The organism is Lysobacter niastensis, assembly GCF_015453285.1.
GTDB lineage: Bacteria > Pseudomonadota > Gammaproteobacteria > Xanthomonadales > Xanthomonadaceae > Lysobacter_J > Lysobacter_J niastensis.
Genome location: NZ_JADLZT010000001.1, coordinates 498,170 through 512,900, shown reverse-complemented (window position 1 = coordinate 512,900; position 14,731 = coordinate 498,170). Strand labels below are relative to the sequence as shown.

18 protein-coding genes are annotated in these 14,731 nt (G+C 63.5%); 4 read left to right on the top strand and 14 right to left on the bottom strand.

What is annotated here, in order from left to right; genetic code table 11:
* Positions 1-38 precede the first annotated feature (38 nt).
* From IU514_RS02390 to IU514_RS02380, 3 genes are read right to left on the bottom strand one after another with little or no spacing between them, the layout of a single operon-like run.
* Positions 39-1,112 (bottom strand): phage head morphogenesis protein, encoded by a 1,074-nt coding sequence (locus tag IU514_RS02390; RefSeq protein ID WP_194929448.1) that lies wholly within the window; start codon positions 1,110-1,112, stop codon positions 39-41.
* 1 nt (position 1,113) lies between these two features.
* Positions 1,114-2,508 (bottom strand): DUF4055 domain-containing protein, encoded by a 1,395-nt coding sequence (locus IU514_RS02385; protein WP_194929447.1) that lies wholly within the window; start codon positions 2,506-2,508, stop codon positions 1,114-1,116.
* Positions 2,505-3,173 (bottom strand): phage terminase large subunit family protein, encoded by a 669-nt coding sequence (locus IU514_RS02380; protein WP_194929446.1) that lies wholly within the window; start codon positions 3,171-3,173, stop codon positions 2,505-2,507. The genes IU514_RS02385 and IU514_RS02380 overlap by 4 nt, the downstream gene beginning before the upstream one ends.
* A gap of 71 nt (positions 3,174-3,244) precedes the next feature.
* Here IU514_RS02380 and IU514_RS02375 point away from each other — a divergent pair, with 71 nt between their 5' ends.
* The gene (locus IU514_RS02375) at positions 3,245-3,484 is read left to right on the top strand and encodes a hypothetical protein (protein ID WP_194929445.1); all 240 of its coding nucleotides are present in this window, start codon (positions 3,245-3,247) and stop codon (positions 3,482-3,484) included.
* A gap of 5 nt (positions 3,485-3,489) precedes the next feature.
* Here the strand turns inward: IU514_RS02375 and IU514_RS02370 are convergent, their stop codons facing one another.
* The 4 genes from IU514_RS02370 to IU514_RS02355 all read right to left on the bottom strand — a co-directional run bounded on the left by IU514_RS02370 (position 3,490) and on the right by IU514_RS02355 (position 6,646).
* Positions 3,490-4,290: a terminase large subunit domain-containing protein gene (locus IU514_RS02370; RefSeq protein ID WP_194929444.1), complete on the bottom strand. Its 801-nt coding sequence runs from the start codon at positions 4,288-4,290 to the stop codon at positions 3,490-3,492.
* Positions 4,287-4,847, bottom strand: a complete 561-nt coding sequence (locus tag IU514_RS02365; RefSeq protein WP_194929443.1) for a hypothetical protein — start codon at positions 4,845-4,847, stop codon at positions 4,287-4,289. The genes IU514_RS02370 and IU514_RS02365 overlap by 4 nt, the downstream gene beginning before the upstream one ends.
* Before the next feature lie 55 nt (positions 4,848-4,902).
* On the bottom strand, positions 4,903-5,763 hold the full coding sequence (locus tag IU514_RS02360) for an arabinofuranosidase catalytic domain-containing protein (RefSeq protein WP_194929442.1): 861 nt from the start codon (positions 5,761-5,763) through the stop codon (positions 4,903-4,905).
* 64 nt (positions 5,764-5,827) lie between these two features.
* Positions 5,828-6,646 carry a hypothetical protein gene (locus tag IU514_RS02355; RefSeq protein ID WP_194929441.1) on the bottom strand — a complete coding sequence of 273 codons (819 nt, stop codon included), beginning with the start codon at positions 6,644-6,646 and terminating at the stop codon, positions 5,828-5,830.
* 261 nt (positions 6,647-6,907) lie between these two features.
* Here IU514_RS02355 and IU514_RS02350 point away from each other — a divergent pair, with 261 nt between their 5' ends.
* A complete protein-coding gene (locus tag IU514_RS02350) occupies positions 6,908-7,348 on the top strand; it encodes a hypothetical protein (protein WP_194929440.1) in 441 nt (146 codons plus the stop codon).
* Between the two features lie 215 nt (positions 7,349-7,563).
* Here the strand turns inward: IU514_RS02350 and IU514_RS02345 are convergent, their stop codons facing one another.
* From IU514_RS02345 to IU514_RS02325, 5 genes are read right to left on the bottom strand one after another with little or no spacing between them, the layout of a single operon-like run.
* Positions 7,564-9,432: an AAA family ATPase gene (locus IU514_RS02345; RefSeq protein WP_194929439.1), complete on the bottom strand. Its 1,869-nt coding sequence runs from the start codon at positions 9,430-9,432 to the stop codon at positions 7,564-7,566.
* Positions 9,429-9,746: a hypothetical protein gene (locus tag IU514_RS02340; protein WP_194929438.1), complete on the bottom strand. Its 318-nt coding sequence runs from the start codon at positions 9,744-9,746 to the stop codon at positions 9,429-9,431. Before IU514_RS02340 ends, IU514_RS02345 begins: the two co-directional genes overlap by 4 nt.
* Positions 9,743-9,916: a hypothetical protein gene (locus IU514_RS02335; protein ID WP_194929437.1), complete on the bottom strand. Its 174-nt coding sequence runs from the start codon at positions 9,914-9,916 to the stop codon at positions 9,743-9,745. Before IU514_RS02335 ends, IU514_RS02340 begins: the two co-directional genes overlap by 4 nt.
* On the bottom strand, positions 9,913-10,164 hold the full coding sequence (locus tag IU514_RS02330; protein WP_194929436.1) for a helix-turn-helix transcriptional regulator: 252 nt from the start codon (positions 10,162-10,164) through the stop codon (positions 9,913-9,915). The genes IU514_RS02335 and IU514_RS02330 overlap by 4 nt, the downstream gene beginning before the upstream one ends.
* Positions 10,161-10,409, bottom strand: a complete 249-nt coding sequence (locus tag IU514_RS02325; protein WP_194929435.1) for a helix-turn-helix transcriptional regulator — start codon at positions 10,407-10,409, stop codon at positions 10,161-10,163. Before IU514_RS02325 ends, IU514_RS02330 begins: the two co-directional genes overlap by 4 nt.
* 729 nt (positions 10,410-11,138) lie before the next feature.
* Here IU514_RS02325 and IU514_RS02320 point away from each other — a divergent pair.
* Positions 11,139-11,822 (top strand): hypothetical protein, encoded by a 684-nt coding sequence (locus tag IU514_RS02320; protein WP_194929434.1) that lies wholly within the window; start codon positions 11,139-11,141, stop codon positions 11,820-11,822.
* 249 nt (positions 11,823-12,071) lie between these two features.
* Positions 12,072-12,431 carry a Rap1a/Tai family immunity protein gene (locus IU514_RS19185; protein ID WP_386760491.1) on the top strand — a complete coding sequence of 120 codons (360 nt, stop codon included), beginning with the start codon at positions 12,072-12,074 and terminating at the stop codon, positions 12,429-12,431.
* A gap of 144 nt (positions 12,432-12,575) precedes the next feature.
* On the opposite strand, the gene IU514_RS02315 is transcribed toward IU514_RS19185, so the two are convergent.
* Both IU514_RS02315 and IU514_RS02310 read right to left on the bottom strand, forming a co-directional pair.
* A complete protein-coding gene (locus IU514_RS02315; protein ID WP_194929433.1) occupies positions 12,576-12,971 on the bottom strand; it encodes a hypothetical protein in 396 nt (131 codons plus the stop codon).
* Between the two features lie 72 nt (positions 12,972-13,043).
* On the bottom strand, positions 13,044-14,486 hold the full coding sequence (locus IU514_RS02310; RefSeq protein WP_194929432.1) for a tyrosine-type recombinase/integrase: 1,443 nt from the start codon (positions 14,484-14,486) through the stop codon (positions 13,044-13,046).
* Positions 14,487-14,731 lie beyond the last annotated feature (245 nt).

Genomic DNA, 14,731 nt, shown 5'->3' with positions numbered 1-14,731 from the left:
GGGGATCCGTCCACTCGCTTTGCGAGTAAACATAGCGACTACACCCCTGCCCGCTCAAACACCTTCGGCGCCTTCTCCCGCATCTCCTCAATCGTGAGCGGCTGGAAGTTGCGCCCTAGCTGCAGCTTGGCGAACTCGTCCGCGCTGATGCCGCCCTTGAGGAAAACCGCGGCGCGGGTCTCGCCCAGGGCCTCGTCGACGAAGCTGGCCGGCTGGGTCTTGAGCCATTCGAAGTAGGTCAGGTTGGCCGGCACAGGGCCGTGCATGCTGGCGCGCTCGCCTATCGGCAGGTCTGGAAGGTCGATGCCGAGCTCTTGCCATGACTTCAGAACCGGAACGATCGTGGACCGGCAATTCGGGTGCGCAGGTGGCATCGGTCCCTCGCCGATCTTGAACACACGACCGTCGAGCGCCTGGCAGATCTGGCTCGTCTTGGAGTCCAGCGTGGATACCCACCGGTACCCTGTGATCAGGTCCTCGTTCTCCTTGAACGTCTCCATGCGAGCCACCGTGGCGAGATGTTGTACGGACGTATGCACCACCGTACGTGCATGGCGCCGACTAACGGCCAGCTCGCCGTCCGTGTAGTTGGCCGCCTTTGTGCCGATCAGGTCGCGGACTACCTGGTCCGTCGTACGGCCCTCGAAGTAGCCGCGGCGGATCGTGCCGACCACGCGCTCGACGTTCGCCTCGCCCCACTTGGCGACGAAAGCCTCCAGCAGCATGCCGCCACCCGCGCCGCGCACGCTCAGCGGCGCCGTGTTGACCGCCGCGCGGATGGTCTGCGCTGTTGGCACGGCCGTGTCGAAATTGTCCAGGGCCGCGGCGAGGCTCTTGGCCTCGGTATCGGCGACGACCTCGCCCAACTCATCCAAGCGGGCGAGGAATTCCTCTCCGTGGCGCGCGTGCAGCACGCTCAGCGCCTCCCGCACCTCCTCGATGAGGGCTTCGATACGCTTGCGCTCCCCCGGGCTCAGGTCGGCGCGCGTGAGCTTCTGGCGCAGGATCTTGGCCTCGTCCTGCAGGAACGCGTCGATCCACTTGTCCTCGCCGGCCTTGACCCTTTCGAGAAGAACCTGGAGTCGGATGCTCTCGTCCAGCAGCTCGGCCACGTCAGGCCGCCTCGTCAAGGTTGAGGCTAGGCCCCTGCCCTTCGATCTCGTCCCGGACCTGCTCGACCGTCTTTTCCTGGTCTATCACATTGAGCCTCTGCAGGAGTCTGATCGCATCCGATTGCGGCACGATGCCGGCTTGCCAGGCGGCTACGGTCTCGCGGATCGCGTTGGCGTCGAGGGTCAGTTCGTTGAACTGGGTGTCGATCGCGAAGAAGGCTCCCGACGTGCGACCACTCCCCCAAGTCTCCAGCCAGCGCAGGACGCGCGTATATGCGGCGCTGACGTTGTCGCAGGCCAGCGACAGCTGGCTGTAGGCCGCCTTGGTCTCCGCCGCGCTCTGGGTCGCGGTCTTGACCGCTTCGGTCTGCGCCATGAGGCGCGCACCGAGCGCCTGCATCTTGCCCTCCTTATCGCGCATCGCCTCCTGGGCGAGCGTGTTGGGCGCGACCTGGAGCAGCTTGGCGTCGCCATCCGGCGGCGCGACCATTGCTGCGCGCGAGCCGAAGACGATGCTTCCGGCCTGCTCCTTCCATTCCTGCGTCGCGCCGGTGAACACCAACTGCGGCTGCCCCAGCAGGAAGACGCTCTCCTCGAAGTCGGCCGAATTGCGATAGTGCGCGAGGTTAAGGTTCGCCAGGTCGAGCAGCGGCGGCAGATCGGGATGCGCGTCGTTGTTGATGGCGCCGACGAATACGAAGGGGATGAACTTCAAGCCCACCGCAAAGGTGTCCTTCAGGATGAATTGACCTTTGTCGCTGTGCTTCTGCCATACCTTGATGTTGTAGCCGTTCTCGGCGAGCAACAGCTCGCGCAACTGCGGGATGTACCGAACCTCGCCGCCTTCGTATACGGCCGAAGACTCAAGCAGCACGACACGGGTTAGTGCGTTGCCTTGGGTTTCCCAGGTGAGGATGCTCTCCGCCGAATAGGAGCACACGATGGCGCGGACACCCGCCTGCTCCTGGTCCCAGACGGATTTGATTCGCTTTCGCGTGACCTCGTCGACCGCGGAGTAGTCGGCCAGAAGCCCGCCGCGACCGGTCTGCATGACATCGGCCAGCACGCCCTGGGCTTGATTCACGAGGCCAACGCCCGAGCCGTCCGCGTCCTGAAGGAGTTCCTTCTTCGACGTTTTCACCTGCGGAAGGTTGCTGAAGGCGACACCGAGCAGGCCGGCCAGCGTGCGCCCGGTCGCGTTGTAGTAGGTCGCGCGCCTGAGGTACGCCCTGTAACGGGCCGCGGAGGCGACTGGATCTTGGCAGAGCTCGTCTGGGTTCGGCAGGTAGACCTCAGCCTTCGCCTTGACCGCATCCTCTCCAGCGCACGCATCGCGGGTCTTCGCCCATAGCGGGCTGTACTTGTCGTACTGGGGGTGGGTGTAATCGGTGGTCACGAGGCAAACCTCACTTCGATGGATTGAACGGGTCGCGGGCGCAGAGCGCCGAAGACCGCATAGGAGAGCGCGAGCACCAGGTCATCGTGCTGACCCTCTCGCGCGTTGAACGTCATGTGCCCGTTTGCGGTGGGCTTGGCGCGAAACTCCTTGAGTTCGCGCACCAACTTGTCGACATCTGGGAGGCGTCGCCCGAGTCGGAGTCGTCCGGTCTGCAGTTCGATCTGCACACGATTCACGAGCTCGGCCTTGCCAACACTCCAGCCGTACGGCTGGCGTTTCGCCTCGCCCTGCGCACCCGTAATGCTGATTCCGTGCAGGCTTCGCATGCCCGCAGCCTTGAGCATCTGGTGCACCGGACGACCGACACCGGTCATGTCGAGGTACGTCTGCACCTCGCCCAGGATTGGCTGGCGCAACAGGTCGCGAAGGATGTTCACCTGCTCTGGGTAGAGAGTTCCCAGGGGTATGCGCTCCAGATGACAGAGGTCGAGCCTGAGCGGCGTTTCCTTTGCCTCCGCCGTCGCTTGGGGCAACAAACCGAAGTGGATGCCGGTGCGTGGCACAGCCCTGACAACCTCGGTAACCGCCACCGCCGTCCAGTCGTTGACCTGGCCGACGTCGACTCCAGCGAAGAACTCGCGCTCGAAGGTGATCAGGCTCACGAGCACCTCGTCCGTTGACGCTGCCGCCCAGACGTGTAGAACTCTCGGCAGGCCGAAAGGAGGAGACCGCCATGCGCCAGATTGATGGATTTGTTGTGGAAGCCGTTACCGAGCCGAATTACCCGGGCTCCTCGTTCTATGAGCCAGGTCTGCGCGTCACCAAACCGGGGACCGATTTTGACGAGACGGTTTGGGCCACCACGCAAGACCGAGAGACTCAAACAAGGGCCGACGCGCTCGCTGCCGCCGAGGCGTGGCTGCAGCGCATTGATGGCGTGACGTACACCGGCACGCTGAACATTCTCGAGTAGGCGAGTCACGCCGCCACCGCCAGCCGTTCGAACAGCGGCACGATTTCGTCGCACAGGGCCGACTCGATCGTCTCGGTCGGGAAGAACTGCAGATCGCCGTCGAGCCATTCGAGGCCAAACTCCTGGCGGAACTGCAGTGGGGTGAGGATCAAGCGCTGCCGCTCGATCTCGGCCGCGGTAAGACGTGCGTTCGGGTAGGCAAGCAGTTGTTCGACCGTGACCGTCAGGCGATGCCAGCCCTCGCCGCCGTGGTGCCAGCTTTCGTGGAACCACCCGGTCGCGCCGTTGGGTGTGCTGGAGCAGATCAGCCGACCATTCGTGGTCGTCAGCATCGGCGAGATCTTGGCGAGCGTGCCATCCTCGGTGAACGCCGCCTCGTCGACCAGGGCCAGCTTCGCGGCGTAGCCGCGAATGGACTCAACCGTCGACGGCAACGCAAGGACGCGCGAGCCGTTCGAGAAGCGGAGCTCTTCGCCGGACTTCTCCACCTTGGGCAACTCGCCTAGCTCGCTGAGCTGTGCATGCAGATCGAAGGCCTTGTTGAAGACCTCCTGAGCCTGCTTCTGCTTCTCGCCGGCGAGGATGATCACGTCGCCCGGATCGAAACTGGCCTGGTGGAGAACGCACACGGCGCAGGTCTGCGATTTGCCCGATTGCCGCGGCCACAGCACAAGGGTGTTCTGCTCATCGCAGGTCAGCAGGTCCATCTGGTGCGGATCCGGCTCGAAGCCGGCATCGCGCATCATCTGCGCCGGATCCAGCTTCCATGCCAAGGCGCGGCGCAGCTTCTCGTTTCCCCAGCTCACGCCGCATGCTCCAGCGCGGGACGCGGCTGCTGCATGGCCAAGGCTTGGGCGACAGCCCGCCGAGCCTCAGGGAACGGCCGCAGCACTGCGTCGATCGTGTCGAAGAGCGTCGACACGTCACCCAGGACGAGGTTGTTGTTCGTGACCTGCTTCCGCCCCGGAATCATGCCGGCGTACTGTGCCAATGCCTCGTGCACGCGGCGCAGCTCGATGCGCTCCTTGCGCGCCTGCTCGAACTCGCCCATATGCTCCCAACGCTCAGCCGCAGCGCGGTGCTCCTCCTTGAGCTTGCGCAGGCCGATGATGGCCCCCTCACCTTCCTGGCGAATGATCTCCTCGATCGAGATGTCGATCGGGTCGGGCATGCCCATGCGCAGGCGCGCGACCAAGTCCTGGCTCATGCAGTTGGTGAGGTGCCGCTGCAACGAGCTCCGCGGGATGCTCCACTTGTCGGACACGGCCTGCACACCACCGTTCCGGCGGGCGCGGGTGTTCGCCAGCGCCTGCTCAATCAGCTCGCGATGCGGGTGGGTGCAGGTGCGGCACTTCTGCGCCATCAGTTTCACCTTCCCCTTAGGAGGGGGACGCTCGTTTGTGCGGGACTTCGCTCAGTCACGCCACCACAGCCTCGATGTCAGCGCGGATCGCCGCGGTGTCGGCGTTGTAGACCACCAGCGATTCCAGGCTCATTCCCCGGAATAGGCTTGAGCCTGCTCGGGATGCGACGTGCAGGTCGTAGGACGAATAGGTGCCCGTCTGTTCGGCTGGCGCGCCCCAAACGGTGGGCGCGGCGGACACGCCGCCCTGCCATGCAGCAATCTCGCCATTGCCAGTGATCGTTCGATCAAGCAGCACGGTGATCTGACGCATCACCCCCAGAAGGCCGATCGCAGGGAACTCACTCAATCGGTAGTCTGAACCCGCGGTCGTGTTGCGCGAGCCCGCCCACAACGCCGAAGCCCCGCTTGAACTATCCGAGTACAGCACGAACGATTGCGCGTTGCTGTTGTAGTTGGCAGACAGCTCGGCAATGATTTCGACAGGCGCGGCACCTTGCTGCCTCGTCTTCATGTATACGCCGACCTGGGCCGCGCCCAGCGTGAGGCTGGCAATCGCCATCGCGTCACTCGCACCATCAAAGACGGCCTCAGCGTCGTACACACCAGCGCTGACGATCCGAGGCTGCTTGCTGCCGGTCGCCTGCACCAAGTCCTCGCCGTTTCCGGTCTGGTCGTAGAACTTGGTGATGAATGCACTGTTGGAGCCGACGAAGCTGGCAAGGCTTGCCGTGTCGAGCGCGTTGCCGCTGAACCCGATGTCCTGCTCGGCGTTGTCGCTGCTGCGCCGGACTCGGATCGCCGTCGTCGCGGTGCTGATCAGCTTTCTCAGGGACAGAGCGGCTCTGGGCGTGGTTGCGAGTAGGTCGAGGTAGGGGACTGCGGTTGCGAATGCGTAGGGGTTAATGATCATCATGCACTGTGACTCTTAAAGACGTGGTGGAGTGTGGCGCATCACTTCGGCAGCGCCTTAACGGCGCTCACGTCGCCGCGCCTCGCTTCACCTCGCGCTCGATCAGCTGGCGGGCGCGCTTGAAGTCCAGGAACTTGTTCGCCTTGCGATCGAGCGCGCTCAACGCCTGGAGGGCGCGGGCCTTGCCGAGGCGAAGCGCATCCACCCGGCGCGTGTGGTTGGGTGCCATCCGCTCCTGCAGGGCTCGCTGTACGGCCAGGTAGGCGGAGTGCGGCTCACCGTCCACGACCAGGCCCGTCATGTATGCCGGCGCGCTGGCGATCGCCTGCAGGGTCTGAAGGTCGCCGCTGTTGATGGCGATGTGAGCCGCCATGGCCGCCTTGCTGCCGCTCAGGCTGCGGATATGCGCGCGGATGTCGCTGTGCACCGCGATGTCGATCGGATCCGCCACCCGCACTGCCTTGGCGATCTCGGCCTCGTCGTGCTTGATTGCTTCGTCGACCCGAGCGAACTCCCGCTCGGCGAGCTCGGCCAGTTTGGCGAGTTTGGGCTCGATGATGCGGACCGCGATCTTGAGGCGCCCGTCTGCGTTGAGGCTGGGGTCGTCGTCGGCCGCGACCTGGCTGAAGGTGTTCACCATGTCGCCAAAGCGCTCATGCGCCATGGTGTGCAGGCTCCTGAGAACCGTCAGGTCGTCGTCACCCTCCAGCCCCTTGGCGTCCTCCCATTCCCCGAACTCGGCCTTCAGCAGCGTCTCGAAGACCTTGCCCGTGGCCATGTCGTAGCCGTCTCGGAAGGTCGGCACATGACGCAGGAATCCGGTCGGGCTTGCGGCCTTGTCGCGCAGGTACTGCTCCTGCGCCTGGACGAGTTGCGCATCAGCCATGGGCGACCTCCTCGGTGCGGACGTTGGCTGCCCGCGTCATTCGACCGTTGCGAAGTGGATGACAAAACTCGTTTTTGATCGACTTGATCATCATTTGACCTTTGTAATTCCTGCATTTCCGAAGTCAACGCTACGCACCGCCGGAGATGTAGCATCTCGGCGATTCCTGAAAATCAAACGGGTGTTTGACGTCCGCGAGGGCGTTGGACGTATGGAGCGAGAGCGTCCCGCTAAACTGTTGAGATACAGGGGGACACCAAAATGGACATGCAGACTTTCGTTGTTGCTTTTGCGGCGCTCGTCGTAGGCTTGTTGTTTAGCCGACTCGTGAAACACCACTACGGCTGGCTGATTATTTCCGGCCTTTGTGCCGTCGTTGGCACGTTTTGCCTTGCCTACCTCATCGGCCACTACAACGGCATCGAGGATGCCTATGACGTAGCTCAGGCTCTTGTCAGCGAGATCGCGCGCACCCCGGGGGAGAAGTCCCATGCCGCGTATGAGTTGACGGGGGAACTGCCAGGCACCATCAGTCGCAAGGCCGACATCACTGGTTGGCCATTCCTCGTGAGCTTCTTGATGATGGTCTACGGCTACATCGCTTCCGCCTTCCTGGGGCACGCTCATCTCAAGCGCATCGAGCGAGCCGCGGAGATCGGTGCGAGGCCCGAGGACATCACAGTCAACTACGAGTTCAAGTAGTCGCCTTGGCGATTCACAGGTCGAATACCGGAGAGCGTGGCCCCGATGATGGACCTGACCGACACGGACTGCCGGGTCGCCCTTCAGGGCGGCTCTTCTGCGCCAGTGCGCCAGTCCTGCGCCAGTGGCGCGCCAGTCCACGGACAGGGCTACTGGCGCGCACCCAAGGTGCGCCAGTGCGCCATAGGGGGTATGGGGGATATATACGACGCACATCAGGCGGCGCTCCGGGCGTCGATTTGCGCCAGTTCCCAACACTCGCCCTGGTGGCGATTGGGCTTGGTGTAGGCCCTGCGTCGAATGCGATCGGCGCGCTCCAGCGCAACCAGCGCAGCCTCCAGCCTCCTCCGCCCCAACCGGCCCTGATACGCCGGAGGGAACTCGGCGAGCTTGGAGAGGACGTGCCAAGTGGTTAATGGACCACTCTCCGCGGTGGTGACAACCTGACCGGCGCCGATGGCGATCACGAGCAGCCCGAGCACATTGTCCTGGTCGGCCTGCGCCACCAGTTTCGCCAACGAAGCATCACCCTCTGAGGAGCCGATGGGCACGATCACGCCGTGATCGCCCCGCGCCAGGCGCAAAGGTTCAGCCTTGGCGCCCCAGTTCGATTTCTCGTGCCGAAGCTCCAGTTGCCCGTCCTCCTCGACGAGCGCAAGACGCGACCGGGCGCTGTTGTGCCAAGCCGTGCTGCCGCTGTAACTGTTGTCCTTGGCTCCGTTCTTAGCGGCGTTCTTGTCGATGTGCGCGAGAAGCACGACTGCCGCGTTGCCGGCTCGAGCGAGCTTTGCGAGCCGCCGCATGAACGTGCGCACCTGAAGCCGCGCGTTCTCGTTGCCGGCGTACGCGTCGCTGGCGTTATCGAGCACGACTAAGCCGGCGCCCGCGGCCGCCCGCTCAATCTCGCCCATGACGGACGTTTCGGCGAGCCTGGAGACACCCCCGTCGCTGACTTCCACCATCAACGCCGCCTCGACGTCAGAACCATCGAAGATCCGAAGATGGGACGCGACGGTCGGCCAATGGAGGCTGTAGGCCTCGATGATGTGGCGTAGTCGATAGCGCACCACTCGCCCTTCATCTTCCAGGCTGAGGTAGACGACCGGCGCCTGGGTGACCTCGAAGGCGCCCCATGGCCGGCCTGCCGCGACGTGCGCGCACCACGTCAGCCCGAGCATGGACTTACCGGCACCACCGTGGCCGCCGAACAGCGTGACCACGCGTTTCGGCATGACGGGCTCCATGACGAACTGCGGGGCCTCGGGCTCGGCAGACATGACGTCGTCCAGTGGCACCGAACGAAGCGCATTCTCTGCCGCGGTGACTGCACTCTCTGCGCACAGGGCTAGCAGTGCCTCGCGCGTCCCGCCGGCGGCCAGCCAGTCCGATACGTCGCCCTTGGATCGGAGCCCCGGAAGTTCGACGACGCGGCCGCGTGCCTTGCCGGCGAGCGATGCGACGATCGCTTCCGCGTGTGCGCGGCCGGGGGCGTCGTTATCTGGCAGTACAACGACGTCTCGCCCAGTGAGCACGTCGGCGTAGGCATCGCGCCACTTTCCAGCGCCGCCCGAGTTGGTCGTAGCCAGCAGCCCGAGCGCCGCCAAGTTGTCAGCGTCCTTCTCGCCCTCGACCACGAACACCGTGTCAGTCGGGCGCGCCAGTAGCTCTGGCAGGCGGTAGAGCACCGGCGTCACGCCCTTGAGATTCCACGCCCAGCCACTGCCCTCCGGTTGACGCTGCAGGAACTTGTGGCCGGGCTTGCGCACGACCTGGTAGAGCAGCTCGCCGCTCTCGTCGAAGTAGTCGTATGCAACTTCGGCCGGCAGTACGTTGCCAACGTCGTAACCGTGCTCCCGCAGCCATGCCTTGGCATCGCTACGCCCCGTCCTCTGCATTACCAACGCGAGAACGCCTCCGCCCTCCCCGGCCTCGTGGTCGTACCAAGTGGCCTTGTCCAGGTCGACGGAAAGGCTTCCGTTGCTGCCGTAACGCAGCTCACGACCTGAAGAGAGCTTGGGATTCGGATCGCCGCACAACTCGCGGGCGACTGCTTCGATGATTGCCGCGTAGTGGGCGTCGCTCATGCATTCCCTCGGATGCCGGCCTGCTCGGCGTGGAAGGTGGCCACGGCATTGAGCAGCTCCTCGGTATCGGCCTCGGGGAAGGCGTCGACGATCCGCGTCAGCGACTCCACAGGCACCAGCGCCAGAGGCTTGCCGTCGTAGAAGACCCCGGCTTGCGGGCCGATGCATCTGTTTCGGTCCAGCGTGAACATCACGGTCAGCCCTGGGGCGTGCCGCAGAAAGTCGGCGCTACTGACGGGACTTCGGGTCACCATCGATCGGCCTTGGCGCTTGCGGCGTTGCTCGCGCTTCTTCTTCAGCTTCCTGCGATTCATCGGCTGCGATCCTCTTGGGCCAGCGCCAGGAGCGCGCGGTGCAGCACTGGGGTTAGCGCCCGGCACAATTCCGCTAGGGCGCCATCCTCCCCGTCAGCTACGCGAGCGAGCATCCGCTTCGCTTCCTCGGACTCGACTCCGCACTCGATCAGGCTGTCCAGCAGGCTCATGCCGCACGCCCCTTGCTGATGCCGGCCCAAGCCTTGAGATCGCCAAGGCGGTAGCGGATTGAGTAGTTGTTCGGGAGCACGATGTGGGGCGGGCCGGCATCGCCATAACATCTGAGTTTCCGCAGCGTTGCTGCGTGGTAGCCGAGGAACTTTGCCGCGGCGTCCGTTGTGAGCAGTCGATCGTCGAGACCGTCAATCCAGTCGACAGCAGGTGCCTCGACGCGCTTTGGCTGTTTCGCTCGCTTCATGTCCGCTGCTCCTCGACTGACCTGAGGAGGGCTTTCAAAGGCGAGCCCTGACGGACTGCCTGCTTCTCCTGTTTGTCGATGAAGCGTTGGAGCTCCGTTTCGGAAACGAAGCTGCCCCCGCCGATCTTGATCAGTGAGATATCCCCGCGCGAAACGAGGCGATAGAACGTTGAGCGGCCAATCTTGAGCCGCGTGGCGGCTTCATCGATCCGATAGACCAGCTCCGGAAGCTTGGTGTGCTCCATAACGAGCGGACTCCACGATAGGTGTGAGGTCTGCGCCCGGCGCGCGGCACAACGCAGCGCAAGGCGCTCGTTGTCTGGTTCGTCGATAGCCGGGGCAGTGCGTTATGTCGAGCAATGCGTGCTCAAGACCGACCCGGCCTGCTTGCTCGGCGGGTGCCTTTCCCGGAGTTCACGCTATGCACCCGCGCCTGGCCTCTTGCCAATTGGCGCCGGCCTCTCAGGCCTGTACGTGTTCGCGTCTCGCTTACCGGTTACTGGTCTTCTCGCTGGCGATGGAGCAGAAAGCGGGCATCCCATCCCGCGCGACACTTCGCCGTCCTGGATGGCGCGAAACTCTCGCCATCGTGGGAAATCGTTGCACGCCGAAAAGTGAAGTCAAGCCCCGAGGGTTTGATCGGGACACGGGAGCGGGACAGATCGGGATGAACAGAACGGGAGTTTTGGACAAACAGCGGCCGTACTGGACAGCGGGAGATGTGGCGGCGGTCCGGAAACGCAGCTGCACTAAGGCCTGCGGAGCTGCGGCCGCCTAGAGCACTAGATTTCTCGTCAAGGCGTGGTCACCTTCTTGGGCTCCCTGACTGTTAATCAGCTGCTCTAAATGGCCTGGGGTAGTCGTGCGTCCCTGTCCGCCGGCCGACGCACCGTAACGGACTGAGGGGCCGGGAGTTTCCGGCTTACGCGAGGGCGCTGGTACGATGGCTGATAGGTGGTCCGGTGGAGCTAGAGATGGCGATCACACCAATGATTTTTATAGTCCCCGGAAGCTTCGCCATGTCTCTATCCAGCGACAGTAGAGGCGTATCAAAGACAATCAGCCTTGACGGCAAGATCGAGGACAAGGTTGGAGGGCTCCACGAGATTGTTCGGACTCCTGAAGGCAGGGACCTTTCATCAATCCCCTGGGAAATAGTGATCCACCAGGGCGAATCGCGTGCAGCGATCGCCCAAGAGAACGACTGCTTGGGCTTCGCCAGCTATCACGAGCCCCTAGAAGCAAAGTACGACATCCCAGCCTGCGCCGAGTGCTTCACTGCTTGGCTGTACCTGCCTCGCGATCGACACGATGAAGTCACGACCACCATTACACGCGGCCACAAAATCCGTCGCATAACGCTCGCAATCGAAGGCATCGAGTACGGATTTGCGCCCCGTGGAAGTGAAAAGATTTGGGACGTAGAGAACACGCCGGAGGTCAAGGTGGCTGAGTTCAGCATTACCTTCGGATCACTTAGCGACGAGGGCGATGTCGAATCAGACGACGAGTATTCGATCGCTGCAAGCCCCGTTACGCAGGAGGCGATCACGTCGCTTGAGAATCGAGTGATGGGCGCCTTCGACGGCCTGCGAAAATCACTTAACTGGATCGTCTGGACGGCGATCCTGATTGCGGCCATCGCACTCCTCAAGTAGCCCATCCGGTGATCACTGCTGCGCCCACAAGTCTAGGCAAAGGCCCGCTTGCGGGGGCCTTTGAGGTTTGGTGCCGGAAATAGGAGTCGAACCAAACGTGTTTGAATCCCAGGAGAGGACTCGGTAGAGCAGCCGACTTTTAATCCGCTGGTCGATGGTTCGAATCCATCACGCCCCCAACTTTAGGATTTCTGCGGGAAAAGCCATCTTTGGCCCAGGCGATGTACGCTCCATTGACGGGGAGGGCATATGAGAAAGTCATGGATCTTGATTGCACTGGCGTGGGCATCCATCGCGCCTGCTAAAGAATCGATTCGAGCGGACGGCCGAGAATTGCGGTCTTCCTGTATGGAGGCTGTCGATTCTGTAGATCGCGGTACGCCACTCACGTTTCGTGGCGGGGTGTGCGCTGGGTATCTGCACGGGCTGCGAGACATGCTTGATTCACAGGCAGGTGTCTGTGTACCCACCGCGGCAACCGCGGAACAGTTGATCCGTGTGTACGTGCTTTGGGCTGACAGGCATCCGGAGCGGCTCCACGAGGACGAAATGGACGTTGCTGTGGCTTCACTCAAAGAGGCGTTTCCTTGTCGCTCACCTAAGCGCTAACGCGTCAGGGTCGCTGACAGTATTGCGGCCGTTGCGCATCTGCTCGGGGGCAGAGTGAGCAACGGACGGAAAATCCGTTGCTCACTCTTCCAAGACTTTGACTGGAATCGGTTATTTCGACCCTTCCGCAATTCGTTCCGCAAATCAGGCAGCGACTGCCGTCTTCATCTCGGCAATGACTTCCTCTCGCCGATCAGGGGCAAGCTGCCGCATCAGGCGAATGAACTCGGCTTCGTCGCCTTCGAGAAGGAGGGGCTCGGCGACTCGGCCAAGGCGCTCCATCGCGCGCCGTGTCTCGCGTTCTGCGACACGCCTGCGCACCTGCTCGCCCCGCGCCTCGCTTGCCTCATGCAACAGGCCGGCAAGTGCCCACAGGTATTCATCCTGGGCGCTGGGTTGCATGTTGCGGAAAGACTCACCGGCCTCTCCGTAACACTGCTGCGCGATCGCTGCTGCTTTGGCTAATCGTTCGTCGATGAAGTCCTGCAGGGCGCCGATAGAGGCCTGCTCTAAGCCGGCACGTACAATGGAAGTCTCCATGGTGATCTCCTTCATAGATCGTCGTGGAAGGTCGGCGGGGCGTTCGCGCGCCCCGTCGGCCACTTTCTGGCCTCACCCCCGGCCAGAATGGGGTTTTGGTTTGGCCCGAGCCGCAAAGGCATCCATTCGGCCTGCCGTCTTGCGCTTGGCTTCCTCAAACAAGTGCGCGTAGCGCTGAGTCGTCTGCGCCTGGCTGTGCCCTAGTTGGTCGCCGACCTCATAGAGGCTGGCGCCCGAACTGATCAGCACGCTCGCGGCGGTGTGGCGGAGGTCGTGGATCCGCACATCGGGGATGCCCAGCTTTTCGCGAATACGCCCCCACAGCTCATGCACGTCTTGCATGCGGTCGCCATCGGTCGCTTTGAGCCGCTTGCCCTGCCCCAGCTTGTCGAGCCGCTCCTTGCCAGGAAACACCCATAGCTCGTCACGGTGAGCCGCCCTCACCCGCCGCAGCGCCTCGACGGCCAGATCCGGCAGGGCGATCTCGTGCTCGTGGCCGCTCTTCATCGTGTGCGCCGGCTTGACCCACCAGCCGCGGTCCAGGTCGACATCCTTCCACCGCATGGCCAGGACTTCGGACTTGCGGGCGCCGGTGAGGAGGGAGATGCGCAGGGCCTCGCAGCTGACCAGTTGGCGGACTTGTGGCTTATCGAGCCGGTAGGCCTTCGCTTCACTGAAGCGGGAACCCCGCGTCGCCAGATAGGGCCATTCGTCGAGCTCGGCCATAACGGCCTGCCACTCGGACTGGCTGAGGTATCGCTTCCGCTTCACCTCTGGCGAGAGGACCTCGACCTGATCGACTCGCTTACAGGCGTTGTCCTCGACGATCTCGCGCTTGACCGCCCAAGAGAGGAAGGCGCGCAAGTGGGCGAAGGCGAGGTTCGCCGCGCGAGGTCCGCCCTCGATGCGCCCCTTGGCCTTGCGGGGCTTGGCCACGTCCCTGACAAAGCCGCGGATGTCGTCGGCCGCGAGGCTCGACATGAAGCGCGTGCCAAGCCGCGGAAGGATGTGGTTCTCAAAGCTGCCCTCCACCTTTGCGATCGAGGACTCCTTCATCGGGGTTCGCCGGGACCGGACGTCTGCCAGGTATTGCCTGTAAGCGGACGCGACGCTGGTCGCGCCTGCGGCGGCCTTGACCTGTTCCGCCTCGCGCAGCCTCGCCTCGAGGGCCGGGTTGTGGCCGCGGTCGACCTCTGCGCGCAGTTCGGCTGCGCGCTTCCGGGCCTGCGCCGCGGTGGAGCCGCGCTTGCCTGGCGCCTTGCCTTCTGCTCCGTCGCGCCAGCGGTCGATCTTGACCGAATACCACTTGCCGCCTTTGCGGTACCGTAGGCGGAAGGTTTTCGTGCCGGTGTAAGTCACCTGGCAGCAGAAACCGGGGATTTCGGCGTCGAGGTACACCTTGCTGCCCGTAGCAGGGGCGGCCAGATTGCGCACGGTCTCTTGATCGAGCCGCACGCTGCTCTGGCCAGGTTTGGCCTTCGCGGCAATCCCCTTTGGCTTACTTTGTGTAACCATGCGAGGGCTACGATACTCCCCAAGGTTCACAAAGACGCTACACCGCCATCTCACCGCCTGCAAGGATGCTGGCAGCTATTTTTGAGGCTTTTCCGATGAACGGCGCAGTGATACCAACGCTCTTGTCACCCCACCCAGAGGGCGCCCCTAGGAGCTTCATCATCTCCGGCGGCGCGGTCGCGCCTGACACCATCCCCTTCTCGCCGCCCGCCCACGACTGACACTGCGCACCGATCGGACGATGC

Excerpts from the sequence above, each read along its gene's own strand:
- IU514_RS02375 (WP_194929445.1), top strand. The coding sequence starts at position 3,245 with ATGCGCCAGATTGATGGATTTGTTGTGGAAGCCGTTACCGAGCCGAAT.
- IU514_RS02365 (WP_194929443.1), bottom strand. The coding sequence starts at position 4,847 with ATGGCGCAGAAGTGCCGCACCTGCACCCACCCGCATCGCGAGCTGATT.
- IU514_RS02360 (WP_194929442.1), bottom strand. The coding sequence starts at position 5,763 with ATGATGATCATTAACCCCTACGCATTCGCAACCGCAGTCCCCTACCTC.
- IU514_RS02355 (WP_194929441.1), bottom strand. The coding sequence starts at position 6,646 with ATGGCTGATGCGCAACTCGTCCAGGCGCAGGAGCAGTACCTGCGCGAC.
- IU514_RS02350 (WP_194929440.1), top strand. The coding sequence starts at position 6,908 with ATGGACATGCAGACTTTCGTTGTTGCTTTTGCGGCGCTCGTCGTAGGC.
- IU514_RS02345 (WP_194929439.1), bottom strand. The coding sequence starts at position 9,432 with ATGAGCGACGCCCACTACGCGGCAATCATCGAAGCAGTCGCCCGCGAG.
- IU514_RS02340 (WP_194929438.1), bottom strand. The coding sequence starts at position 9,746 with ATGAATCGCAGGAAGCTGAAGAAGAAGCGCGAGCAACGCCGCAAGCGC.
- IU514_RS02335 (WP_194929437.1), bottom strand. The coding sequence starts at position 9,916 with ATGAGCCTGCTGGACAGCCTGATCGAGTGCGGAGTCGAGTCCGAGGAA.
- IU514_RS02330 (WP_194929436.1), bottom strand. The coding sequence starts at position 10,164 with ATGAAGCGAGCGAAACAGCCAAAGCGCGTCGAGGCACCTGCTGTCGAC.
- IU514_RS02325 (WP_194929435.1), bottom strand. The coding sequence starts at position 10,409 with ATGGAGCACACCAAGCTTCCGGAGCTGGTCTATCGGATCGATGAAGCC.
- IU514_RS02320 (WP_194929434.1), top strand. The coding sequence starts at position 11,139 with ATGGCGATCACACCAATGATTTTTATAGTCCCCGGAAGCTTCGCCATG.
- IU514_RS19185 (WP_386760491.1), top strand. The coding sequence starts at position 12,072 with ATGAGAAAGTCATGGATCTTGATTGCACTGGCGTGGGCATCCATCGCG.
- IU514_RS02315 (WP_194929433.1), bottom strand. The coding sequence starts at position 12,971 with ATGGAGACTTCCATTGTACGTGCCGGCTTAGAGCAGGCCTCTATCGGC.
- IU514_RS02310 (WP_194929432.1), bottom strand. The coding sequence starts at position 14,486 with ATGGTTACACAAAGTAAGCCAAAGGGGATTGCCGCGAAGGCCAAACCT.